Annotated in this window: 22 protein-coding genes; 12 read left to right on the top strand and 10 right to left on the bottom strand. The window is 70.9% G+C overall.

From position 1 onward, the window contains the following. Positions 1–82 precede the first annotated feature (82 nt). Positions 83–823 carry a DUF5984 family protein gene (locus tag QSK36_RS19875; protein ID WP_285783443.1) on the bottom strand — a complete coding sequence of 247 codons (741 nt, stop codon included), beginning with the start codon at positions 821–823 and terminating at the stop codon, positions 83–85. Positions 824–894: 71 nt separating this feature from the next. On the opposite strand from QSK36_RS19875, the gene QSK36_RS19870 reads away from it, so the two are divergent. The 4 genes from QSK36_RS19870 (at position 895) to QSK36_RS19855 (ending at position 3884) form a co-directional block, all read left to right on the top strand. Beyond that, positions 895–1269 carry a PH domain-containing protein gene (locus QSK36_RS19870; protein WP_183541256.1) on the top strand — a complete coding sequence of 125 codons (375 nt, stop codon included), beginning with the start codon at positions 895–897 and terminating at the stop codon, positions 1267–1269. A gap of 861 nt (positions 1270–2130) precedes the next feature. After that, a complete protein-coding gene (locus QSK36_RS19865) occupies positions 2131–2469 on the top strand; it encodes a hypothetical protein (protein WP_285783442.1) in 339 nt (112 codons plus the stop codon). 267 nt (positions 2470–2736) lie between these two features. Further along, entirely contained in the window at positions 2737–3210 is a 474-nt protein-coding gene (locus QSK36_RS19860) for a hypothetical protein (RefSeq protein WP_183541250.1), read from the top strand. 209 nt (positions 3211–3419) lie between these two features. Next, a complete protein-coding gene (locus QSK36_RS19855) occupies positions 3420–3884 on the top strand; it encodes a site-specific integrase (protein ID WP_352240562.1) in 465 nt (154 codons plus the stop codon). Between the two features lie 132 nt (positions 3885–4016). On the opposite strand, the gene QSK36_RS19850 is transcribed toward QSK36_RS19855, so the two are convergent. Together QSK36_RS19850 and QSK36_RS19845 are read right to left on the bottom strand one after the other, a co-directional pair. Beyond that, complete coding sequence (locus QSK36_RS19850) at positions 4017–4271, bottom strand: Smr/MutS family protein (RefSeq protein ID WP_030509549.1); 255 nt, start codon at positions 4269–4271, stop codon at positions 4017–4019. 80 nt (positions 4272–4351) lie between these two features. Beyond that, entirely contained in the window at positions 4352–4780 is a 429-nt protein-coding gene (locus QSK36_RS19845) for a CBS domain-containing protein (RefSeq protein WP_285783441.1), read from the bottom strand. Between the two features lie 165 nt (positions 4781–4945). Here QSK36_RS19845 and QSK36_RS19840 point away from each other — a divergent pair, with 165 nt between their 5' ends. Then, positions 4946–6340, top strand: a complete 1395-nt coding sequence (locus QSK36_RS19840) for an aminopeptidase P family protein (RefSeq protein ID WP_285783440.1) — start codon at positions 4946–4948, stop codon at positions 6338–6340. 74 nt (positions 6341–6414) lie between these two features. Here QSK36_RS19840 and QSK36_RS19835 read toward each other — a convergent pair whose 3' ends face one another. Together QSK36_RS19835 and QSK36_RS19830 are read right to left on the bottom strand one after the other, a co-directional pair. Beyond that, positions 6415–9414: a M48 family metalloprotease gene (locus QSK36_RS19835; RefSeq protein WP_285783439.1), complete on the bottom strand. Its 3000-nt coding sequence runs from the start codon at positions 9412–9414 to the stop codon at positions 6415–6417. Further along, complete coding sequence (locus QSK36_RS19830; protein WP_285783438.1) at positions 9411–9923, bottom strand: hypothetical protein; 513 nt, start codon at positions 9921–9923, stop codon at positions 9411–9413. The genes QSK36_RS19835 and QSK36_RS19830 overlap by 4 nt, the downstream gene beginning before the upstream one ends. A 189-nt stretch (positions 9924–10112) precedes the next feature. On the opposite strand from QSK36_RS19830, the gene QSK36_RS19825 reads away from it, so the two are divergent. Next, positions 10113–10760: a 4'-phosphopantetheinyl transferase family protein gene (locus QSK36_RS19825; RefSeq protein ID WP_183541232.1), complete on the top strand. Its 648-nt coding sequence runs from the start codon at positions 10113–10115 to the stop codon at positions 10758–10760. Here the strand turns inward: QSK36_RS19825 and QSK36_RS19820 are convergent. After that, the gene (locus QSK36_RS19820; RefSeq protein ID WP_139574275.1) at positions 10740–11681 is read right to left on the bottom strand and encodes a cation diffusion facilitator family transporter; all 942 of its coding nucleotides are present in this window, start codon (positions 11679–11681) and stop codon (positions 10740–10742) included. The genes QSK36_RS19825 and QSK36_RS19820 overlap by 21 nt on opposite strands. 38 nt (positions 11682–11719) lie before the next feature. On the opposite strand from QSK36_RS19820, the gene QSK36_RS19815 reads away from it, so the two are divergent. The 3 genes from QSK36_RS19815 to QSK36_RS19805 all read left to right on the top strand — a co-directional run bounded on the left by QSK36_RS19815 (position 11720) and on the right by QSK36_RS19805 (position 14536). Beyond that, positions 11720–12187 (top strand): MarR family winged helix-turn-helix transcriptional regulator, encoded by a 468-nt coding sequence (locus tag QSK36_RS19815; protein ID WP_225898598.1) that lies wholly within the window; start codon positions 11720–11722, stop codon positions 12185–12187. Positions 12188–12302: 115 nt separating this feature from the next. Then, positions 12303–12950: an LppX_LprAFG lipoprotein gene (locus QSK36_RS19810; protein ID WP_285783437.1), complete on the top strand. Its 648-nt coding sequence runs from the start codon at positions 12303–12305 to the stop codon at positions 12948–12950. Then, positions 12947–14536, top strand: coding sequence for an MFS transporter (locus tag QSK36_RS19805; RefSeq protein WP_285783436.1), 1590 nt, complete (start codon positions 12947–12949; stop codon positions 14534–14536). Before QSK36_RS19810 ends, QSK36_RS19805 begins: the two co-directional genes overlap by 4 nt. Positions 14537–14554: 18 nt before the next feature. On the opposite strand, the gene QSK36_RS19800 is transcribed toward QSK36_RS19805, so the two are convergent. After that, a complete protein-coding gene (locus tag QSK36_RS19800; RefSeq protein ID WP_183541205.1) occupies positions 14555–15022 on the bottom strand; it encodes a MarR family winged helix-turn-helix transcriptional regulator in 468 nt (155 codons plus the stop codon). A gap of 62 nt (positions 15023–15084) precedes the next feature. On the opposite strand from QSK36_RS19800, the gene QSK36_RS19795 reads away from it, so the two are divergent. From QSK36_RS19795 to QSK36_RS19785, 3 genes are all read left to right on the top strand, one after another. After that, positions 15085–15462 (top strand): cupin domain-containing protein, encoded by a 378-nt coding sequence (locus QSK36_RS19795; RefSeq protein WP_285783435.1) that lies wholly within the window; start codon positions 15085–15087, stop codon positions 15460–15462. A gap of 94 nt (positions 15463–15556) precedes the next feature. Continuing rightward, positions 15557–15973, top strand: coding sequence for a cupin domain-containing protein (locus tag QSK36_RS19790; protein WP_183541202.1), 417 nt, complete (start codon positions 15557–15559; stop codon positions 15971–15973). A 281-nt stretch (positions 15974–16254) separates the two neighbouring features. Next, the gene (locus QSK36_RS19785; protein ID WP_183541200.1) at positions 16255–16716 is read left to right on the top strand and encodes a DUF6220 domain-containing protein; all 462 of its coding nucleotides are present in this window, start codon (positions 16255–16257) and stop codon (positions 16714–16716) included. A gap of 20 nt (positions 16717–16736) precedes the next feature. Here the strand turns inward: QSK36_RS19785 and QSK36_RS19780 are convergent, their stop codons facing one another. The 3 genes from QSK36_RS19780 to QSK36_RS19770 form a co-directional block, all read right to left on the bottom strand. Then, the gene (locus QSK36_RS19780; RefSeq protein WP_182897076.1) at positions 16737–17384 is read right to left on the bottom strand and encodes a response regulator; all 648 of its coding nucleotides are present in this window, start codon (positions 17382–17384) and stop codon (positions 16737–16739) included. Next, positions 17375–18622 (bottom strand): sensor histidine kinase, encoded by a 1248-nt coding sequence (locus tag QSK36_RS19775; RefSeq protein WP_183541194.1) that lies wholly within the window; start codon positions 18620–18622, stop codon positions 17375–17377. The genes QSK36_RS19780 and QSK36_RS19775 overlap by 10 nt, the downstream gene beginning before the upstream one ends. Before the next feature lie 71 nt (positions 18623–18693). Then, positions 18694–19371: an alpha/beta fold hydrolase gene (locus QSK36_RS19770; RefSeq protein WP_285783434.1), complete on the bottom strand. Its 678-nt coding sequence runs from the start codon at positions 19369–19371 to the stop codon at positions 18694–18696. Positions 19372–19381: the final 10 nt, after the last annotated feature.

Raw genomic sequence — 19381 nt, 5'->3', positions numbered from 1 at the left:
ACGCGCCGTCAGCGGCCTATCCGAAGGCAGCGGCTCCGACGTCCTACACGTATTCGCCATGGGGCGTTCCGGAGCATCGAGGTCACTCCCGGACCGTCAACCCCTGGCGAAGCTCTATTGCTCCGGCGCGGACGGCGGTCCAGTCGGTTTCCGGCACATTCTGCAGGCCTCTCGCAAGCCATGTCATTCGATCGGCGTGCTCGGCGCGTAATCGCTCCAGATCGAGTTGGATGCCACTCGGTGGCCCGGTCCGTTCCAACGCCCTGATTCTCCGCCCCATGGCGGTCATGAGTTCATGGTCGAATCGCCGGACGGCGGCGAGGAACGAGTCAGATGAAATGACGACCTGGCCGGATGGAGGGGCCGTGAACCGGATATCGCCGTCGTCGTCATGCCGCCACGTCACTGTCACCACGTCGAGATCGTCGCTGACGGTACGCCACGCCCTGATGCGGGGCGGGCGCCGGATGTAGCCGAGATCCACGGTGTGTTCGTCGTACCAGACCGCGGCGGTCGACGCCGCATCACCGTTCACGGGCACCCAGGCGCCGGGATCTCCGGCGACGAAATCGAAGAGATCGGCCGGCACCGGTTCGAGGACGGCCGGTGTCATCTCGATGACGTCTTCCCACAGGCGAGCCAGGTAGTAGTCGACATAGGGGCGCTGGCCACGTGTGTCCGGCGTGTAGCGCAACAACTCGTGATCGGCCAGCTCGATCCAATACCAGCCATCGGTCAGTTCGAACCAGTGCAGTGCCCGATCCTCATGACCCCATGGAGCGACCCTGCCCAAGGGTGTCAGCACGAAGCGGAACCTGATCACGCGTCCTCCTCATCGGCTGATTCGTCCCATCGTGACCGGCAGACCGCCCTTTCCGCAGCTAACCTCGTAAGATGATCGACTTCAACAACGGCTCCCTCTTCAAGCTGAATCCGTGCCATCCGCAAGAGGTCGGCCCGGCCGTGGCTCCTCTCCTGCTCCACGGCGAACAGATCGTCTCCTCCTACAAAACGGTCCGGGACTTCGTCGTCTTCACCGACAAGCGCATCATCGCGGTCAACGTCCAGGGGCTCACCGGCAAGAAGCGCGACTTCTCCTCCCTGCCCTACAGCAAGATCCAGGCATGGTCGGTCGAGACCGCCGGGACCTTCGACCTCGACGCCGAACTGGAGCTCTGGTTCAGCGGCCTGGGCAAAGTCCGCTTCGAGTTCAAGGGCAACTCCGACGTGATCCGCCTCAGCCACATGATCGCCGGCTACGTGCTGTAACAGAGTGGGCTCGACGAGCCAGGTTCACAGCTGAAGGTCGATTGCCAGTCCGATGTTCCGCGCCGGGTCACCAGGAGTGCCGGCAGGCGAGTTCTCTGAGCGGTCCGCCGTTTGCCGGTGGTGCGGATAGGGCGGTCGCTGCTCGGGGCCACGGGGCCACCACCGGCCCGGGTGTGAGCCGGGGTGAGGAGGCCGGCGATCCGAGCGGGGAATGGAGGACGCGGGCACGCAGTCGTACTGCGGGCACGGTGTGGTGAAGCACTGCTTGGGAGAGGGCACGCAGACGCGGCCAGGACCACAGTTGACTGCCGCACACGGCGATCCGGGACTACACTCACCGGGCGCCTGCCCGGCCGGCGGAGTGGCGATGACCGCCCGTGCCGGTGGAAACGCCGACACCTCGCCTGCCCAGGCATTGGCCGTGGCGGCTGTTGATGCCGCTACGGCCACGCCCCCTGTCACGATCAGTTTTCGAAGCATTCTTCCCCCAGATGTGGTGATCGCTTCTGCCTCTCGCGATGCTCGCACCGGCCGCGCCTGCTGACGGCAAAACGGCTCTCAGCAAGTTGCACGGCTTGCCGAAAGACAGATGGCCGACGCTGTCGCGCTGGGGGTCACCGGATCGAGCGCCCGCGCCTGCCGACAAAAAGCAGACCAGAGGAGTGACAGCGGACAAGTCGGCCTGTAGGCCGGGTTCTGCTCCCAGCGTTGCTCTGACCTGCGGCTGCTCTCCGAAGTCAGGGCTGAGCTGGGATTTCATGTTCTAGCGGTTGCCAACAGTTTTGGAGATCTCCCGCGCTGCGCCGGAACAGAGACGGAACAGGGCCGCACCCTCTCGCCGACGCCTGGCACGATAGCGAAGTGGCGAACTTCACTGACCTCATCTTTGTCAGTAATGGCGACCTACAGTCGGTCGCGGCCGAGTTGACGTCGGCGCTGGGGGTGACCCTTGAGCGGCATGAGAGCTGGTATCGCGGCGGTGACTACCTTCTTTCCACTGGCGGATTTGGGGAGGAGAGAACGTCAGTCCAGCGAAACGCGGAAATGGACGAGCTTGCCGAGCCGGATTACCCCGATGCGCTCACTCTCGTTCGAGTGGAAGGGACAAGCCGACCGGAGGAGATTGAGCACCGCCTTGGCCAAACCAGCTTGACCCTGATCCGCCGGTCCACTTGGGACGAGCCTGACCGAGGCAAGTGAACAGGACTGCAAGTCGCGGACGCTTCCGCCAGCGCTCGGGTCCTCGTCTACCCCGTTTGCCGTCGACCCACCGCGGAGCGGGAGCGGGCCGGCGACGGAGGGGCAAGCCCGGGGACGCCGTCTCCAGTCCCAGGACATGCCTTGTTGAACACGGTGGCAACGACGGAGGCCGGTCTGCCGGAGGTCATGAGCGGTGCGACGACGAGAAGAGTTCGTAACCTTAGCGGCCTATGACGCGATTACATGGAGAATCCCATGGAGGTTTAGTTGGCGAACGAGATCATCTTTCCTGAGGACTTGAGTGACTTAGAAGGTTCTGAAGAGCTTCGATGCGAGTACATCAAGAGCCTTATCGAAGTCACTGGAGAGGACGCGAGGCATGTCACGCTCAATGTGACTGTGGCCTTGGCTATCGTGGCGTTACTGCTGACGCAACTCCCAGAGAAACTGATCTTCGGACAGCCGCTGATCTTGCGAGCCATGATGATTGCGGGGCTCCTCGTCCTACTCTTGGCAGGCGCGGCTTACTTCCGCTATGTCCGCGCTGTCCACCTAGCCAGAATGGGGATAGTGAGATGTCTCGCCTCGGCTGATGCCAGCCACGCTCGACAACTCTGGGCGGGAGCAGATGGTGTCTGGGCGCGTAAGAAGAAATGGTACTTGATCGGCAAGTGGGCGATTATCGTAGGAGTAGCTCTCGAGGCGCTCGCCATCACGTTTGTCTTTGTCTGTGGAGCTTAGCGCGAGGGTGTGGTGCCCTCCAGAGCTCAGCGATAGGTTCATGCACGGTCGGGGGGCATGCCTACGACGCAGGCCGCAGCGGCCAGACCGGGCGCTTCGAGCACTTCGCGAACTGTATGGCCCCATGGTCTTTCTCGGCGCAGGATGCGGGCATCGGCAGGGCGAGTTGTTCGGCGTGAGCCGTCGAGGACATCGACTTCCTCGGCCGCATGGTGCATGTGAACCGTCAGGTTCGGCTGATCGGCGGACACCCGGTGTTCTCACCGCCCAAGCGCGGCAAGACCCGGACTGTGCCCCTGCCTGAGTCGCTCGGCCTGCGGCTGAGCGCGCACATCGCCCAGCAGCCGCCAGTCGCAGTCACGATGCCGTGGGTCGAGAAGGGCAAGCCCGGGGGCGACCTGGTGACGGTGGAGCTTCTCTTCCCCGGCCCGAACGGCGGTGCCCTGCATCGCAACACGTTCAACCACACGTGGCGTGTCGGTCTTGAGCGTGCGGGCATCGTGCCGCCGCCGGCGAAGGGAGAGCGCCGGAAGTCACACCGCGACCACGGATGCCATGTGCTGCGGCACACCGCGGCGTCGGCGTGGCTCGGTGCCGGGTGGACATTCGCACGGTCGCTGAATACCTCGGTCACGCCGACCCTGGGTTCACGCTCCGGACGTACACCCACCTGATGCCGAACGCAGCCGACCGGGCGAGCAAGGCCATGGACGCGTTCTTCACTCAAGAGCAAACCGGGCCGAGTGCCCTGGTCGTGCCCTCGGGGAGATCCATATGACGTTTACCCTGGTAGACGCGCGGTGCTCTTACTTCCACTGGAAGTAGACGAACAGACGTCCGTGGTTCTTGGAGTCCTTGTCGATCCGGTGGTAGAGCGCCTTGATCTCCTTCTGCTCCAGGAAGCGCAGCACCTTCTTCTTGAGCTGGCCGGACCCCTTGCCCGGGATGATCTCCACCTGGGTCGCCTTCTTGCGTACGGCCTCCTGGATGATGCCGTGCAGCGCCTTGTCGATCTCGCTGCCCTTGTTGTAGATGTCGTGGAGGTCCAGCTTCAGCTTCACGGAAGCGAGTCTAAATCGCCGCTCGCCGCAGGACGCGGGGCGAGGCGGGTGACCGCGCCCCACGCCGGCGGGGCCTCGCGTCAGCCGTTGATGTAGTCGACCAGGGCCTCCCGTTCGCTCTCCAGTTCCTGGATCGAGCTCTTGATGACGTCGCCGATGCTGACGATGCCGGCGAGCCGGCCGTCGCGGACCACGGGCACGTGCCTGATCCGGTGGTTGGTCATGGTGCGGCGCAGGTCGTCGACGTTGGCGTCCGGGCCGCAGGTGCGCACCTCCACAGTCATGATCGACGATACGGGCATGGTGAGCAGCGCGACGCCGTGCTCGTTGAGCCGCCGCACGACGTCGCGTTCCGACACGATGCCCGCGATGGACAACCCGTCCTCGGAGACCACGACCGCGCCGATGTTGAGCTCGGCCAGCCGGGCGAGAAGCTCGGACACCGTGGCGTGCGGAGGAACGGTCGCCACACCTGTTCCCTTACTCTGCAAGATCGTCCCGATGAGCATCGACACCGCCTCTCAGGGGCACCCGGGGGACATGTCCCCGCTTCCGCTCCCGCCGGCCGGCCGGAGCGGCGAATCCTGTTTCCCCAGGCAACAGCGGTCGTCCTACCTCGTCAAGGGCCCCCACCCCTACGATGGCGAAATATCACCGCACCCTGGGGGCAGAGGATGGCCGAGAAGCTCAACACCGGGAGCCACGATCTCCCCATCTCAGACGCGCTCGCGGACTTCATGCGCGGCGGCTGGGCCGACACGCACGAGGACGTGGCGCCGTTGCCGGTCGCCGCGTACGCCGCCAAGCGGCGGGCGCGGCTCTCCGAACGGCTGCCCGGCGAGCGGCTCGTCATCCCCTCGGGCACGCTGCAGGCCCGCAGCAACGACGACGACCACCGGTTCCGCACGCACAGCGCGTTCGCCTACCTGACCGGCGGCCGGCAGCCCGACGACGTCCTGATGATCGAGCCGTCCGGCGACGCCCGCCTGTTCCTGCACCCTCGCCCGTCCCGTGCCGAGTCGCAGGAGTTCTACCGCGACCGGCGGTACGGCGAGTTCTGGGTGGGCCGCCGTTTCGACCTCGCGGAGGCCGAGGCGGCGTACCAGATCGAGTGCGCGCACATCGACACGTTGCCGGCAGCGCTGAGCGGACCGGCACGCGTGCTGCGCGGGGTGGACGCCTCGGTCGATGCGCTCGTCTCCCCCGCCGGCGACGACCGCGACGCCGAACTGGCCGCGGTCCTGTCGGAGCTGCGGCTGGTCAAGGACGAGTGGGAGATCGCGGAGCTGCAGCAGGCGGTGGACGCGACCGCGCGCGGGTTCGAGGACGTCGTGCGCGCGCTGCCCGCGGCCCTCGCGCACCCGCGCGGCGAGCGGTACGTCGAGGGCGTCTTCGGCCTGCGCTCGCGGCTGGAGGGCAACGCCGTGGGCTACCAGTCGATCGTGGCCTCCGGGGCGCACGCGTGCGTCCTGCACTGGATCCGCAACGACGGACGGCTCGACCCCGCCGAGATGCTGCTGCTGGACGCCGGGGTCGAGGGCGACAACCTCTACACGGCCGACGTCACCCGCACGCTGCCGCTGTCGGGCCGGTTCAGCCCGGTGCAGCGGCAGGTGTACGACCTGGTCTACGAGGCGCAGACGGCCGCCATCGCCGTCTTGCGGCCGGGGGTGCGCTTCCGCGAGTTCCACGAGACCGCCATGCGGGTGATCTCCGACGGGCTGCGCGAGTGGGGCCTGCTGACCCGGGCGCAGGCCGACGCGGGCCTGCACCGGCGCTACACCCTGTGCAGCAGCGGCCACATGCTGGGCCTCGACGTGCACGACTGCGCCCGGGCGCGGGCGGAGACCTACCTCGACGGCGTGCTTGAGGAGGGCCAGGTGCTGACCGTCGAACCGGGGCTCTACCTCCAGCCCGACGACCTGACGCTGCCGCCTGAGCTGCGCGGGATCGGCGTCCGCATCGAGGACGACCTCGTCGTCACGGCCGACGGCGCCCGCCTGATGTCGGCCGCGCTGCCCCGCCGCGCCGACGAGATCGAGGCGTGGATGGCCGCCCTGACCGGGTGACCGCCCCCTTCCGGCGCCGCAGGCCGGCGATCACCCGGCCGGCAGTGCACGGTCCCGGGGTTGCCGGCCGCGGCTCAGAGACGGGGCTGAGGCGGCTCTTCCGGCTCGCCCTTGTAGACGGGGTCGGATGGGTCGTCGATGACCGCATCGATCCGCATCGAGGTGTCGATGGCCTTCTCCGCCGCGGCCAGGAGTCCGATCATGGACGTGCCGAACGCGTCGGCGTCTGTGCGATCGGCGGCCTGTAGGCACGCCGGACCCGCGCTCCGGACGTCCAGTCCGAACTGGTGCCAGGACGCCTGCGCGGCCGGGTCGGGGACCTGGAAGTAGACGGGTTCCCAGGAGGCCACGTTCACCATGCTCTGGCACGCCGGCCGCACCTTGGCCATGAGATCAGCGGTGATCTCCAGCCGGCGGTCGCGCACCGCCGACTGGATCAGCGTCACGATCCACCGGCCGTTGCGCGTGGCGTGGTCGAGGAGGTATCGGCCACCGAGCCGATACCAGGCGTGGACCTGCCGCCGACGCATGTCCCGCGAGACCGGCAGGACCGGCAGACCCGCCGTCTGCTGAAAGGCGGTCTGCATGTCGGCCGTCACTGATTGCGCCTTTGTCGCGAACTGCGCTTCGGCGTCGCCCGCCATCAGCACGGCCGCGGTCGCGAGAGCCACACAAGGTATGCCCGCCGCCGACAGCACCGCGCCGGCGTACCGTCCTCCGGTCAGGGCGTGCGCGGTGACCGCGACCGGCGGGGGCGCCGGTGTGCCGTCCTTCGCGTGGACCGCCCGCCGGGCGAGACGGAACAGGGCCGCCGATGCCGCGGCCGCCACCGCGATGACCGGGGCCATGAGCAGCGTGCTGTGCGCGACGAGGCCGAACGTGTTCCCGCCCTGCAGTTGCCGCCAGGCGGGACGCCAGGAGCAGGTGTCGTTGAGGACGTTCAGCGGTTGGATGCATCCGTCGACAGAGATGAGCGCGGTCGCGGCGCCCAGGCCGAGCAGCGCGCCGATCCCCGCGGCGACGAGCGCGGCCGGCAGGCGGAACCGAGCCGAGGCCGCCGCGACCAGGGCGGCCACGAGTGCGCCGAAGGCGATCGCCCACAGTGACCAGATCGCGTAACTGAAGGCGTACATGCCGCCGCGTTGCCCCGGCGCCGCGTGCAGGGTGTGCAGCCATGCCTGGACGCCGGCGACGCCGGCGGTCGCGATGACCGCTCCCAGCAGCGCGGGTGCGGTGGCCTGCCGCAGCGCGGGCGCCCGCCATGCCACGGGAGCAGTGGCATCCGCCGCTGCGCGGTCTCCGCCGGCGTCGCCCAGTGAGCGCAGCCAGCCGGGGCCGCGTACGGCGGCGCCCGCGGCCCACAGGACGAAGGGCGTGACCCAGGCCGCGACGGCGGCGACGGGCGTGAGCGGCTGGTACGCCGCGTATCGCAGCACGGTGATCGTCGGGGCCATGACGGCGGTCGTGTCCGGGTGGGCGGTGCCCATACCGGGGAACCAGTTGACGATGGTCCGTCGCAGGCCCGCCGGGTCGTACCAGAATCCGCTGGCGTACATCGCGCCGTAGTAGTTCCACCAGGCGAACCACGCCGCGAGGATCAGCCAGCCCGCGATCAGGCACAGCGCCAGCGGCCATCGCAGCGACCGGCCCGGCCAGGACGCGGCGGCCAGGCGAGCACACTGACAGGTCCAGCACGTCAAGGCGACCGCGACACCGACGACCAGCGCCAGCACCCACCATCTGCCGGGCGGCCACAGGTTCCCGATGACCTGGCCGCTGACCAGCGATCCGGTGGCCAACCCCAGGCCCAGCCACAGCCCGGCCCGCACCCCGGTGGGAGCCGGTCGGCCCAGCACGGCGGCGCGGACCACCGCCCGCCACAGCACCGCTGTGGCGGCCGCCGCGACCACGGCGGCCGGGACGGCGGCGAGGCCCTGCCCGAGCCAGTCGCTCAGGTCGGCGACGTGCGGCGCCACGTGCCCCATCAGGTGGAAGTTCATCAGCGTGGCGCTGGTGCCGGCCAGGAACATCAACAGCGAACTCACCGCGAAGAGCGGCGCCGGGTCGTCGAGGGCGTCGCGGCGGATCTCCCACCTCGGGTGGGTGCGCACCTGGTCCAGCAGGACGCTCGCCCACCGGTGCGGACCCCGGCGCCCGGCCGGCGTGGGCCTCGCGGCCCAGACGTGCTCCAGCGGCGCGCCCCACCGCCTGGCCGTCAGGTCGGCGTACAGCTCCCTGCTGCGCAGCACGTCCGCACGGGCGAAGTGCATCACGATGGCGATGACCACGGGAACGGCCAGATAGCGCGTGATCACGGCGGTGAGCGTCGGGCCGACGCCGGCCGCGATGCCGAGCAGCCACAGTCCCGACCACCACAGCAGGTACGGGATGATCACCAGCACGACGAACGTCCGCCACAGGGCGACGGTGGCGTAGGTGATCGTGAGATCCCGGTTGGCGACGTGGCCGAGCTCGTGCAGGACGACGGCGTCGAACGTCCGCGGGTCGGTGGTGCGGCAGGCGACCAGTCCGCCGTGCAGAAGCAGCCGGGGGCGGCCGTTGGTGCCGAACACCGTGGCGCTCCTGGTGGCCACGGCCGGCGCGAAGAACAGTTCCGGCACCCGCGCGACGCGGCCCGCGGCCAGTTCCTCGACGCGCGCGGCGATCTCGGAGCCGCCGGGGACAAGGTTCAGACGGATGCAGCGGCCGGGGCGCTGCTTCCACAGCGGCAGCAGGACTGTGGCCGCCGCCGCGGCGGCGACGACCACCGCGGGCGCGGCCAGGATCTGCCACAACGGCGGAGGTGGTGCGTGCCGGGCCACGCAGGGGAGAAACGCCAGCGCCTGCCCCGTCAGACGGGTCGCCGTCGCCAGCGCGTGGGCGGAGTCCCAGTCGACGCCGGCCGCCAGCGCACACCCTTGGTAGCCGCCGAGGCGGAGCACGGTCAGTGTCGACACCAGCATGTAACCGCTGGCGGCCACGAGCAGGAGCAGCAGCAGAGCGAAGCGGGAGTTCGTGCCGGCGCCGAGTATCCGTTCGTCGAGCCTGGCCCGGACAGGCTCGACGGTGGTCACGGCGTCTCCCTCACATCGGCTTCTCCGTGGGACTCGCCCGGCTCGGCCAGCGCCAGGCCGGCGACGACGCCGTCGGCGATCCGCTTGGCCAGGATCGGCGACAGCCCGGCCTCGGCGGCCGCGTCGAGGACCATCTGCCTGACCATCGCCTGCTGCTCGCGCGTGAGGGGAGGGATGGTTTCGGGCTTCGCCTTGCGGCGCCGAAGGCGCCGCCACAGTGACGCCGAGCCGCGCGCCGCCCTGTCGACGGCTGCGTCGGCCAGTTTCTGGCGGACGCTTTCCAGCGTCAACCACAGCAGCGGGGCCACCAGCGGAACGACGTCGGCAAGGCCGAAGCCGAGCGGGTCACGCCCGTGCCCGCGCCGGCGAAGCCGGGCCAGCACCTCGGCGTCGCTGTAGCGCAGCAGCCCCTCGACCACGACCGCTTCCTCCGGCGCGCAGTCGGCCACGACCCTCCGTACGACATCACGGACCAGAACCTCGGCGGAGCGTTCGGGCTGTGTGTTCAACGTCCCGTCCCTGGTGGAAGTTCGCTGACTTCGGAATCGGCCCCTGGGCGTGATGCTACAAGCGCCGATCGACGCGCATGCCGTTATCCGGAGGCGAGACCAGGGGAACCGTGGGTCGCGGGAACGCCGGCCGTGACGTCCTGGACCCCAGTTCACGTGATCGTCACATCGCTCCCCTACAGTGGCCTCGTGCGCCCCCCACTGGCCGTGGCCGGCCACACCGACGACGTGCTGGACATGGTCGCCGGCACATTGACCGAGGCCGAGCGCGAGCGCGCCGGGCGTTTCACCCGCAAGCGGGACCGCCTCGACTTCGTCGCCGCCCACCTGCTCGTACGGCACTGCGCCGCGGAGCTGCTCGGCACCCGCGCCTGCATGCTGACCGTGGTGCAGCGCTGCGAGGGCTGCGGGCAGGCCCACGGGCGGCCCTGGCTGGCCGAGGCCCCCGAGGTGTCGATCAGCCTCGCGCACACCTCGGGCTACGTCTGCGCGGTCGCCGGGTCCGGCCGGGTGGGCGTGGACGCCGAGCACGCCACGAACGGCCCGGCCGACGAGAGGCTGGTGGAGCTCGCGCTGACCCCCGCGGAGGCGAAGCTGGTCGGCGACGACAACCGCGGGCTGATCCGGCAGTGGGTACGCAAGGAGGCGCTGGTCAAACGGGGAGAGCTCACGCTCGACCGGCTGCGCGAGGCGGACCTGTCGGCCCTGCCGCTGGAGGACGGGCTGTCGATCCCGCTGGAATGGCGGGGCCGTCACTTCGTCGAGTGGACGGCCGGCACCGTGATCGCCTCCGCGGTCACCGACGAGCCCGCCAAACTACGCCTTCTTGGCGGCTGACCGCCCCGGGGTGGGGTCGAGGAAGACCTGCCGGATCTCCGGGAACCGCTCGGTGAGCCGTCGCTCCACCTGGTCGGAGGCGAGCTCGAGCCGCTGCCCGGACGTCTCGTCGCGGAAGTCGACCTTGGCCGCGACCATGACCTGGCCGGGGCCCATCATGACCGTGACCAGCTCGACGACGGCCTCGACCTCCGGATGGGCGGCCAGCTCGCCGCGGATCTCCTCCTGCAACCCGCGCGGCGCCGCTTGGCCGATGAGCAGCGAGGCGTTGGTCCTGATCAGGGTCAGCGCCACGCCGAGCAGCAGCAGCCCGATGACGATCGACGCCACGCCGTCCCACACGGCCGAGCCGGTGAGCTGCGACAGCAGCAGGCCGACGCCGGCCGTCGCGATGCCGATCAGCGCGGCGGAGTCCTCCAGCACGACGGCCTTGAGCACGGTGTCGGAGGTGCGCCGCAGCAGCCGCCCGGGGCTCACCTGCCAGCGGCGGGCCTCGCCGCGAAGCTGCCGCAGGGCCTTCCAGAGGGAGACCGACTCGATCGCGAAGGACACCGCGAGCACGAGGTACGACACGCGGATGTCGCCCAGGCTCTCCCCCGCGGTGATCGTGTGCCAGCCGTGCGTCAGCGAGAACCCGGCCCCCACGACCAGCGTGAAGCAGGCCGCCACGATCGCCCACAGGTAGGCGGCCCGTCCGTGCCCGAGCGGATGGCGGGAGTCGGCGGGGCGCTCGCCGTGCCGGATCGCGGCGAACAGCACGACCTCGGTGGCCGTGTCGGCCGCCGAGTGCGCGGCCTCCGACAGCATCGCCGAGGAGGAGCTCATCAGGCCGGCAACCAGCTTGGCGAGCGCGATGGCGAGGTTGGCCGCGCCCGCGACCACGACGGTGCCGAGACTCTCACCGTTCTCGCTGTCAGGCATTCCGCTCCGTTCGTTCAAGTGATCTTATGCTGGTCGTCATGGAAGCCCCTCACTGGCTCACCCCGCAGGAGCAGCGCGCCTGGCGGGCCCATCTGGCCGCCCACCGCCTGCTCTTCCACCAGCTCGACCGGGAGCTGCAGGCCATCGGGCTGTCGCTGAACGACTACGAGATCCTCGTGAACCTCTCGGAGAGTCCCGGCCGCCGCATGCGCATGAGCGAGCTGGCCGACGCCACCATCCAGTCGCGCAGCCGGCTGTCCCACCAGATCTCCCGGATGGAGGCCGCCGGCCTGGTGACCCGGCAGGACTGCGAGGACGACCGGCGCGGCACGTTCGCCGTGCTGACCGACCAGGGCTGGGAGACGATCCAGCGGGTGGCGCCGGACCACGTGGCGAGCGTCCGCCGGCACTTCATCGATCTGATGACCCCCGAGCAGGTCTCCACCCTGGAGCAGATCTACACACCGATCGTCGATCGTCTCCAGGCGCTCCGCGGCGCCCGGTGAGGAGGCTGCGGGACGGCGGGGGATGAGCACCGGCCCCGACTTCCCGCGACAGGCCGCGCCAAACCGATTCCCTAGGGAGCGCGTGCCGGCCCCGCCCGCTCGCTACGATCCGGCTGTGCGAACAATCCTCGGGCTCGTCGTGGCCGGCCTGCTGCTCGTGACCGCCTGCAGCGCGAAGAGCGAGACGGCCCTGCCGGACGGTCCGGCGTTGCTGAAGCGCTCGGCCGAGGCCATGCGGACGATCAAGACGGTCGCCTTCACGATCGAGACCAAGGACAAGCCCGCCGTACCGGTCCGGCACGCCGAGGGCAGCCTCACCCGGGAGGGCGACGCCAAGGGCACCCTGCAGATCGAGATCGCGGGACTGCAGGAGATCGAGTTCGTGCTCGTCGGCGACAAGGTCTACTTCAAGGGACCCACCGGCGGCTTCCAGACGATGACCCGGCAGCAGCTCATGGCCCTTTACAACCCCTCCGCCGTGCTGACCGGCGTACCCGACCTGCTGTCCACCGCGAAGGACGTCCAGACGCAGGCGGAGGAGAAGGTCGGCGACGCCGCCGCCTACCGGGTGACGGCCGCGCTGTCGCAGGAGGTGCTGGCCAAGCTGGTCCCCGGCGTGCAGCAGGGGGTCACCGGCACGATCTGGATCGACAAGGCCACCAGCCGCCTGCTCAAGCTCGACCTGCCGCTCACCGGCGGCTCCGTGGCCGTGACCCTCGGGGACTACGACGCCCCCGTGACCATCGCCCCGCCCGCGTCATGACCGACGCCACCGACGCCACCGGCGCCATCGGCGCGGCCGGGCAGACGCGGTCGACCGGGACCGCCGGGCCCTCCACGCGGCACCGGCGTCTCGCGCTGGGCGTCGGCGGCGCCGCCGTGCTGCTCGCCGCGCTCGACGCGTACGTCGTGGTCACCGTGCTCGTGGACGTCGCCGCCGACGTCGGCGTGCCGCTGAACCATCTGGAGCGGGCGACCCCGGTCGTGACCGGGTTCCTGCTCGGCTACGTCGCGGCGATGCCGCTGCTCGGCCGCCTGTCCGACCGGTACGGCAGGCGCGCGCTGATCCACGCCTGCCTGGCCGGGTTCGCCGCCGGTTCCCTCGTCACCGCCCTGGCGGGGAGTGTCCCCGCCCTGGTCGCGGGGCGTACGCTCCAGGGCGTCGCGGGCGGCGCGCTGCTGCCGATCACCATGGCCCTCATCGGCGACCTGTGGGACGAGCGCACCCGGCCGGTGGCGCTCGGGGCGGTCGGAGCCGCGCAGGAGCTCGGCAGCGTGCTCGGCCCGCTGTACGGCGCGGGCCTGGCCGCGCTCGCCGGATGGCGCGGCATCTTCTGGGTCAACCTCCCGCTCGCGCTCCTGGCCGCCGTCGCCGTGCAGGCGGCCGTCCCCGGCGGGCGCGAGCCGTACGGCCGGCCCTCCGGCGAGGCGAGCACGGGCAAGGCAGACGGGGGAAAGGCGGACGTGGGGAAGGTGGACGCGGGCGGCGGCGTCCTGCTCGCGCTGGCGCTCGGCCTGCTGGTCGCCGGGCTCTACAACCCCTCCCCCGACACGGCCGTGCTGCCACCCTGGGGGCTGCCGTGCGTGGCGGCCGGGGCGGTCGCGGCGGTGCTGTTCGTGCTGTGGGAGATCCGCTCCCCGGTCCGCCTGCTCGACCTGACGGGCGTGCCCAGGACACCGCTGCTCGCCACGCTGGCGGTGAGCCTGCTGGCCGGGGCGGCGCTGCTGGTCACGCTGGTCGACGTGCAACTCGCCGCGCAGACGCTGCTCGGCAAGGACGCGGTGGGCGGCGCTCTGGTGCTCACCCGGTTCCTCGCTGCGCTGGCGGTCGCGGCGTTCCTCGGCGGGATCCTGGTGCGGCGGTTCGGCGAGCGCCCGGTGGCCGTGACGGGGATGGCGGTGGCCGCCGCGGGCTACTGGCTGATCTCCCGGTGGCCGCTCGACCCGGCTTCGGCCGGCGTGCTGATGGACGTCGACCTCGTGGTGGCCGGCCTCGGCCTCGGGGTGGTGATCGCCCCGGTCTCGTCGGCGGTGCTGCGCCTGGTCCCGGCGGCACAGCACGGCGTGGCGTCGGCGGCGGTCGTGGTGGCCAGGATGATGGGCATGCTGCTGGGCGTGGCCGCGCTGTCGGCCTGGGGCTTCCACCGGTTCCAGTCGCTCACCGCGCACCTGGACACGCCGCTCCCGTTCGGGGTGGACGCGGCCGAGTACGCCCGCAGGCTCGCGGACTACACGGCGAAGGTCCAGGCGGCGCTGCACGCGGAGTACACCGAGATCTTCCTGATCACGTGCGGCCTGTGCGTGCTCGGCGCGGCCGCGTCCCTGGCCCTGCCCCGCCGCCGCGCCTGATCCCGCACCCCTGCCGGGTCAGGCGCCGAACCAGCCGGGCACGTCGAGGCGGAAGACGTCCTGCGGCGTCACCTTCCGCAGGTCGGCCTCCAGGTCCCTGAGCCGCTCGTCCCCGATGACGGCGGCCCAGCGCGCCCGCAGGTCGTCGAAGATCCGGGCCGAGCGCGCCAGGACGTCCACCCCCCACGGCGTGAGCCGTACGATCTTGCGGCGCGTGTCGCGGGGATCGCGGGCGCGCTCCACGTAGCCGAGGCGCTCGAGTGTCTCGATGGTCTTGCCCGCCGCTTGCTTGCTGACGCCCAGCGTGCGGCCCAGCTCCACCGCGGTCGTGCCCTCCGTGCCGATCGCCTGCATGACGAATCCGTGCATGGGACGGGCGTGCGGATGCCCCTGACGGGCGAGTTCGGCGTGCAGTTCGTCGATGAGAACGCGAAACCCGAGGAAGAGCCGCAGGGGCAGCTCGAAGCCGGGCGGGTCGATTGACATGGATAGACAACCTGGTTCACTATTACCGACAACAACGTTGTCTATCTTAGGAGCCGCCGGCGATGTCTGTCATCCGCCATGCCCGATGCCGCAGATCCGAGACTCCGGCCGGGGTCATGACCACCTTCGCCTCGCCCACCCTGGGCGGTGCCACGCGGGCCGTGTGGCGCGTCGAGGCGACCCCCGCGACGAGCGGGCCGCTGCACGACTTCGACGCCGAGCAGGTGTGGACGTTCCTCGGCGGCACCGCCACCGTCGAACTCGGCGGCGAGACGTTCACGGTCGCACCCGGCGACACCGTGGTCATGCCGCCCTCGACCCCGCGGCGCGTCACGGCGGGCGCCGATGAGGGCTTCACCGCCGTCGTCACCGCCCCCGGCGGGGCCAGAGCCGTCCTGCCCGACGGCACCGTGCACGGCGTGCCGCCCTGGATCGCCTGACCTCCTTCCCTCCTCCTTCTCCCACCCTTCCCCCGGCGGACCGGCCCGGCGACCCGTCCGGCGCCCGGCCCGCCCTGTCACCCAGGAGTCACGCATGCCCGTCATCCGTTCCGCCGACAGCCGCACGAACACCACTCCCAACGGCGTCATGACCACCCTCGCCTCGCCCACCCAGGGAGGCGCCACCCAGGCCGTCTGGCGGGTGGACATGCCGGCCGGAAACAGCGGTCCCCACCACGCCAGCGACGGCGAGCAGGTGTGGACCTTCCTCACCGGCGGCGCGACCGTCGAACTCGACGGCGAGACCGTCGCCGTCGAGGCCGGAGACACCGTCGTCATGCCCGCCGACGTGAGCCGCCGGGTGCACGCCGGCGCGGAGTCCGGCTTCAGCGCGATCGTGGCCGCGCCGGCCGGCTGCGAGGTCTACAACCCCGGCGGGATCACCGCCGCGGACGCCTGCGACCTCGCGCCCAAGGGGACCGACCGGCTCGTGCCGCCCTGGGTCCGCTGACAAGCCCGCGCCCGCGCGTCTGCGGGCGCGGGTTCGACGGGCGAACCCACAGGCCGCCTCTGGCGGAGTCCCGGACACCTCTGATGGAGTCCCGGACGCCTCGGCGGCAGGGCGGATCGGGTCTCGCGGGCTTCCTGCGGGCGAACTTCCCGGTGGGCGGGGGCGGATGTCCCGGGTGCCCGGGACACGGACGGTCCACCATTGCGGCGTACCGTTCCGGCTCTCGCCACCGCCCCGCAGAACCCCCGGGGCTCACCCCTTTCCGACTGAGGAGGCCCCGTATGCGTAAGGTGTTCTTCGGCTTCGCCGTTCTGCAGCTCGTCGTCGTGCTCGCCCAGTTCTACCTCGCCACGTTCGGCGCGTTCGAGGCCCCGCACCCGGCGCCGGGTGACCCGGACGCCGCCATCAACTACCACGTCACGAACGGCTCGCTGGTGATCCCGCTCGTCTCGCTGCTGACCGCGATCACGGCCCTGGCCGCCCGCGCGGGCGGCAAGGTCGCGGGCCTGTCGATCCTGCCGTTCACGCTGGCGGCGGCGCAGCTGTTCGTGATCTTCCCGCTGGCGGAGCTCGCCGGCACGACGGACACCGCGACGACCACGGCCGGCCTGGTCGTCATGGGCTTCCACGCCCTCGACGGCGTGGCGATCCTCGCCGTGGCCGTCGTCGTCGTGCGGCGGGCCCGGGCCCTGGTCAAGGGCGTGCCGGTCGCGGCGTCCGCCGGCGCGCACGTGGCGGTGTGACCACCGCCCGGCGCGTGCGGTCAGGAGCGGAGGTAGGCCAGCACCGCGAGGACGCGGCGGTGCTGGTCGCCGTCCTCGGCGTACAGGCCGAGCTTGGTGAAGATGCCGCGGATGTGCTTTTCCACCGCGCCCTCGGTGACGACGAGGCGGCGGGCGATCGCGGGGTTCGACCTGCCCTCGGCCATCAGCGACAGGACCTCGCGTTCACGCGGCGTCAGCGACGCCAGCGGGTCGTCCCGCCGCCGCCGCACCATCAGCTGGGCGACGACCTGGGGGTCGAAGACCGTCCCCCCCGCGGCGACCCGCCGCAGGCCGTCCATGAACTCCTCGACGTCGACCACGCGGTCCTTCAGCAGGTAGCCGACCGCCCCGCGGGCGTCGGCCAGCAGGTCGTCCGCGTACGACACCTCGACGTACTGCGACAGGATCAGCACGGGCGTGCCCGGCACCTTCTCCCGAGCCTCGACGGCGGCGCGCAGGCCCTCGTCGGTGAACGTCGGCGGCATCCGCACGTCGACCACCGACACGTCGGGCCGGTGGGCGACGACGGCCTTGACCAGGTCCTCCCCCGTGCCCACGGTCTCGACGACCTCGCAGCCGAACTCCTCCAGCAGGCGGACGAGCCCCTCCCGGATGAGGACGGCGTCGTCGGCCACCACTACGCGCACGGAACCTCCGCCGTGATCAGTGTCGGCCCGCCCGCCGGCGAGCGCACCGACAGCTCGCCGTCGACGGCCCGCAACCGGTCGGCCAGGCCGGACAGGCCGTGTCCCTTGGCGACGTGTGCGCCGCCGACCCCATCATCCCCGATCGTGAGGATGAGCGTGTCGCCGATCCTGGTCAGCCCGACCGAGCAGGACGTCGCCCTGCTGTGCTTGGCCACGTTGGTGAGCGACTCGGCGGTCACGAAGTAGATCGTGTTCTCGATGAGCGCGGGATACCGCTCGACCGTCTGGACGTCCAGCTCAACGGGCACCGTGCAGCGGCCGGCCAGGGCGGCGAGCGCGGGGGCGAGGCCGCGGTCGGCGAGGATCGGCGGGGCGATGCCGCGCGACAGCGCCCGCAGCTCGTCCAGGGTCTCCCGGGTGGCGCTGATGGCCTTGCCGATCGTGTCGTGCGCGGCCGTGGCGTCCTTCCGCAGTTCCCGCTGGGCCCGCGACAGCTCCATCGCCAGATGGACCAGGCGCTGCTGGGGTCCGTCGTGGATGTCGCGCTCCAGGCGGCGCAGCGCGTTCGCCTCCGCGTGGGCGGCGGCGTGACGGCCCTCGGTGAGGTCGTCGATGCGCTCCTGCAGCTCGGCGACGCCGGTCAGCAGCGCCCGGCCCAGCGACGCCTTGATCAAGGCGCAGGAGCGGACGACCGGATAGAGGGTGATCGCGGCGACCACGCCGATCGCACCGTAGAAGACGCAGTTGATCACGTAACCCTGGCCGAGGCCGAGGAGCTCGGGCAGCTCGGTGTTGCCGGGGATGTTCGAGGTGATCCAGCCGTACAGCGGATAGGTCAGCCCGGCGAGAGCCAGCGCCCACCAGGTGACGGTCACGCAGAACGCGACGATCGCGACCGGGAAGGCCAGCAGCGCGTGCAGCACGTCGAGCCAGGGCTGGCCCCCGGCGAGCGGGGTGACGGTCTTCCGGAACACGCCCGCCCCGGGCGGCGATGTGGGATATCGCGGCCGGGGCACGTCCCTGCCCAGCACCGCGCGCATGCGGAGCCGTTCGACGTCGCCCATCCCCCGGGCGATGAGGAGGGTGAGAGCGAGGACGGGGACGCCCAGCCAGACCACCAGCAGGCCGGTGCCGGCCGACAGGCCGGCCACCGTGAGGCAGAACGTGATGATCGCAAGGGGGAACCCCACGAGGATATAGACCGTGTCGCCGCCGAGGCGGGAGAAGAATCGGCGCATGTCCCCAACGCTATTGACCCGCCCGCCGCGGATCGATCCGGCGGACGGCAGTCCCGGGGGTAGGGCAGTCCCTACCAACGGGCCCCGGCGGCCTCGACCAGGATCTTGAGCAGGTCCTCCGGGGCGTCGCGCATGAGGTTGTGCCCGCCGCCCAGCGCGTACGTCGTCCACGCGGGGTCCTCGCGCAGCCGCTCGTACGTCGGGGTGAAGGGCGACTCGCCCTCCCAGCCCGCCGCGTACACGTAGATTCGGCGCCCGATGCGCGCGGGGTCGCCGGTCAGCCGGAGCGGCTGGAGCAGCGAGGCGATCGGGTGGGGGGTGGCCCGGGGGTCGAAGAACGGCAGCGGTCGCGTCGCGTGGCCGGTCTCCACCACGTCGGCGTACCACTGCCGTTCCCGGTCGGAGACCAGGCTCCAGCAGGAGTCGCCGTCCCCCGGCACAACGGCGTCCAGGTAGACCAGACCGGCCACCCGGCCGGGCAGGCGGTCGGCGACGCCGGTGATCACCATTCCCCCGTAGCTGTGGCCGACCAGCACGGCGTCCCGGACGTCCTCGGCCTCCAGCACCCCGGTGACGTCCCGGATGTGCGTGTCGAGGTTCACTGCGCCGTCCAGCAGGTGGACGCGTTCGGCGAGCCCGGTCAACGTCAGCGCGACGGCCCGGTGCCCGTGGTGACGCAGCCCCTCGCACAACTCGCGGAAACACCAGCCGCCGTGGCACATGCCGGGGATCAGGACGAACGTGGTCATGGTGTGCCTC

Origin of the sequence: Microbispora sp. NBRC 16548 (assembly GCF_030268985.1) — a bacterium.
GTDB classification, from domain to species: Bacteria; Actinomycetota; Actinomycetes; order Streptosporangiales; family Streptosporangiaceae; genus Microbispora; species Microbispora catharanthi.
This window is presented reverse-complemented; position numbering and strand designations above follow the sequence as displayed.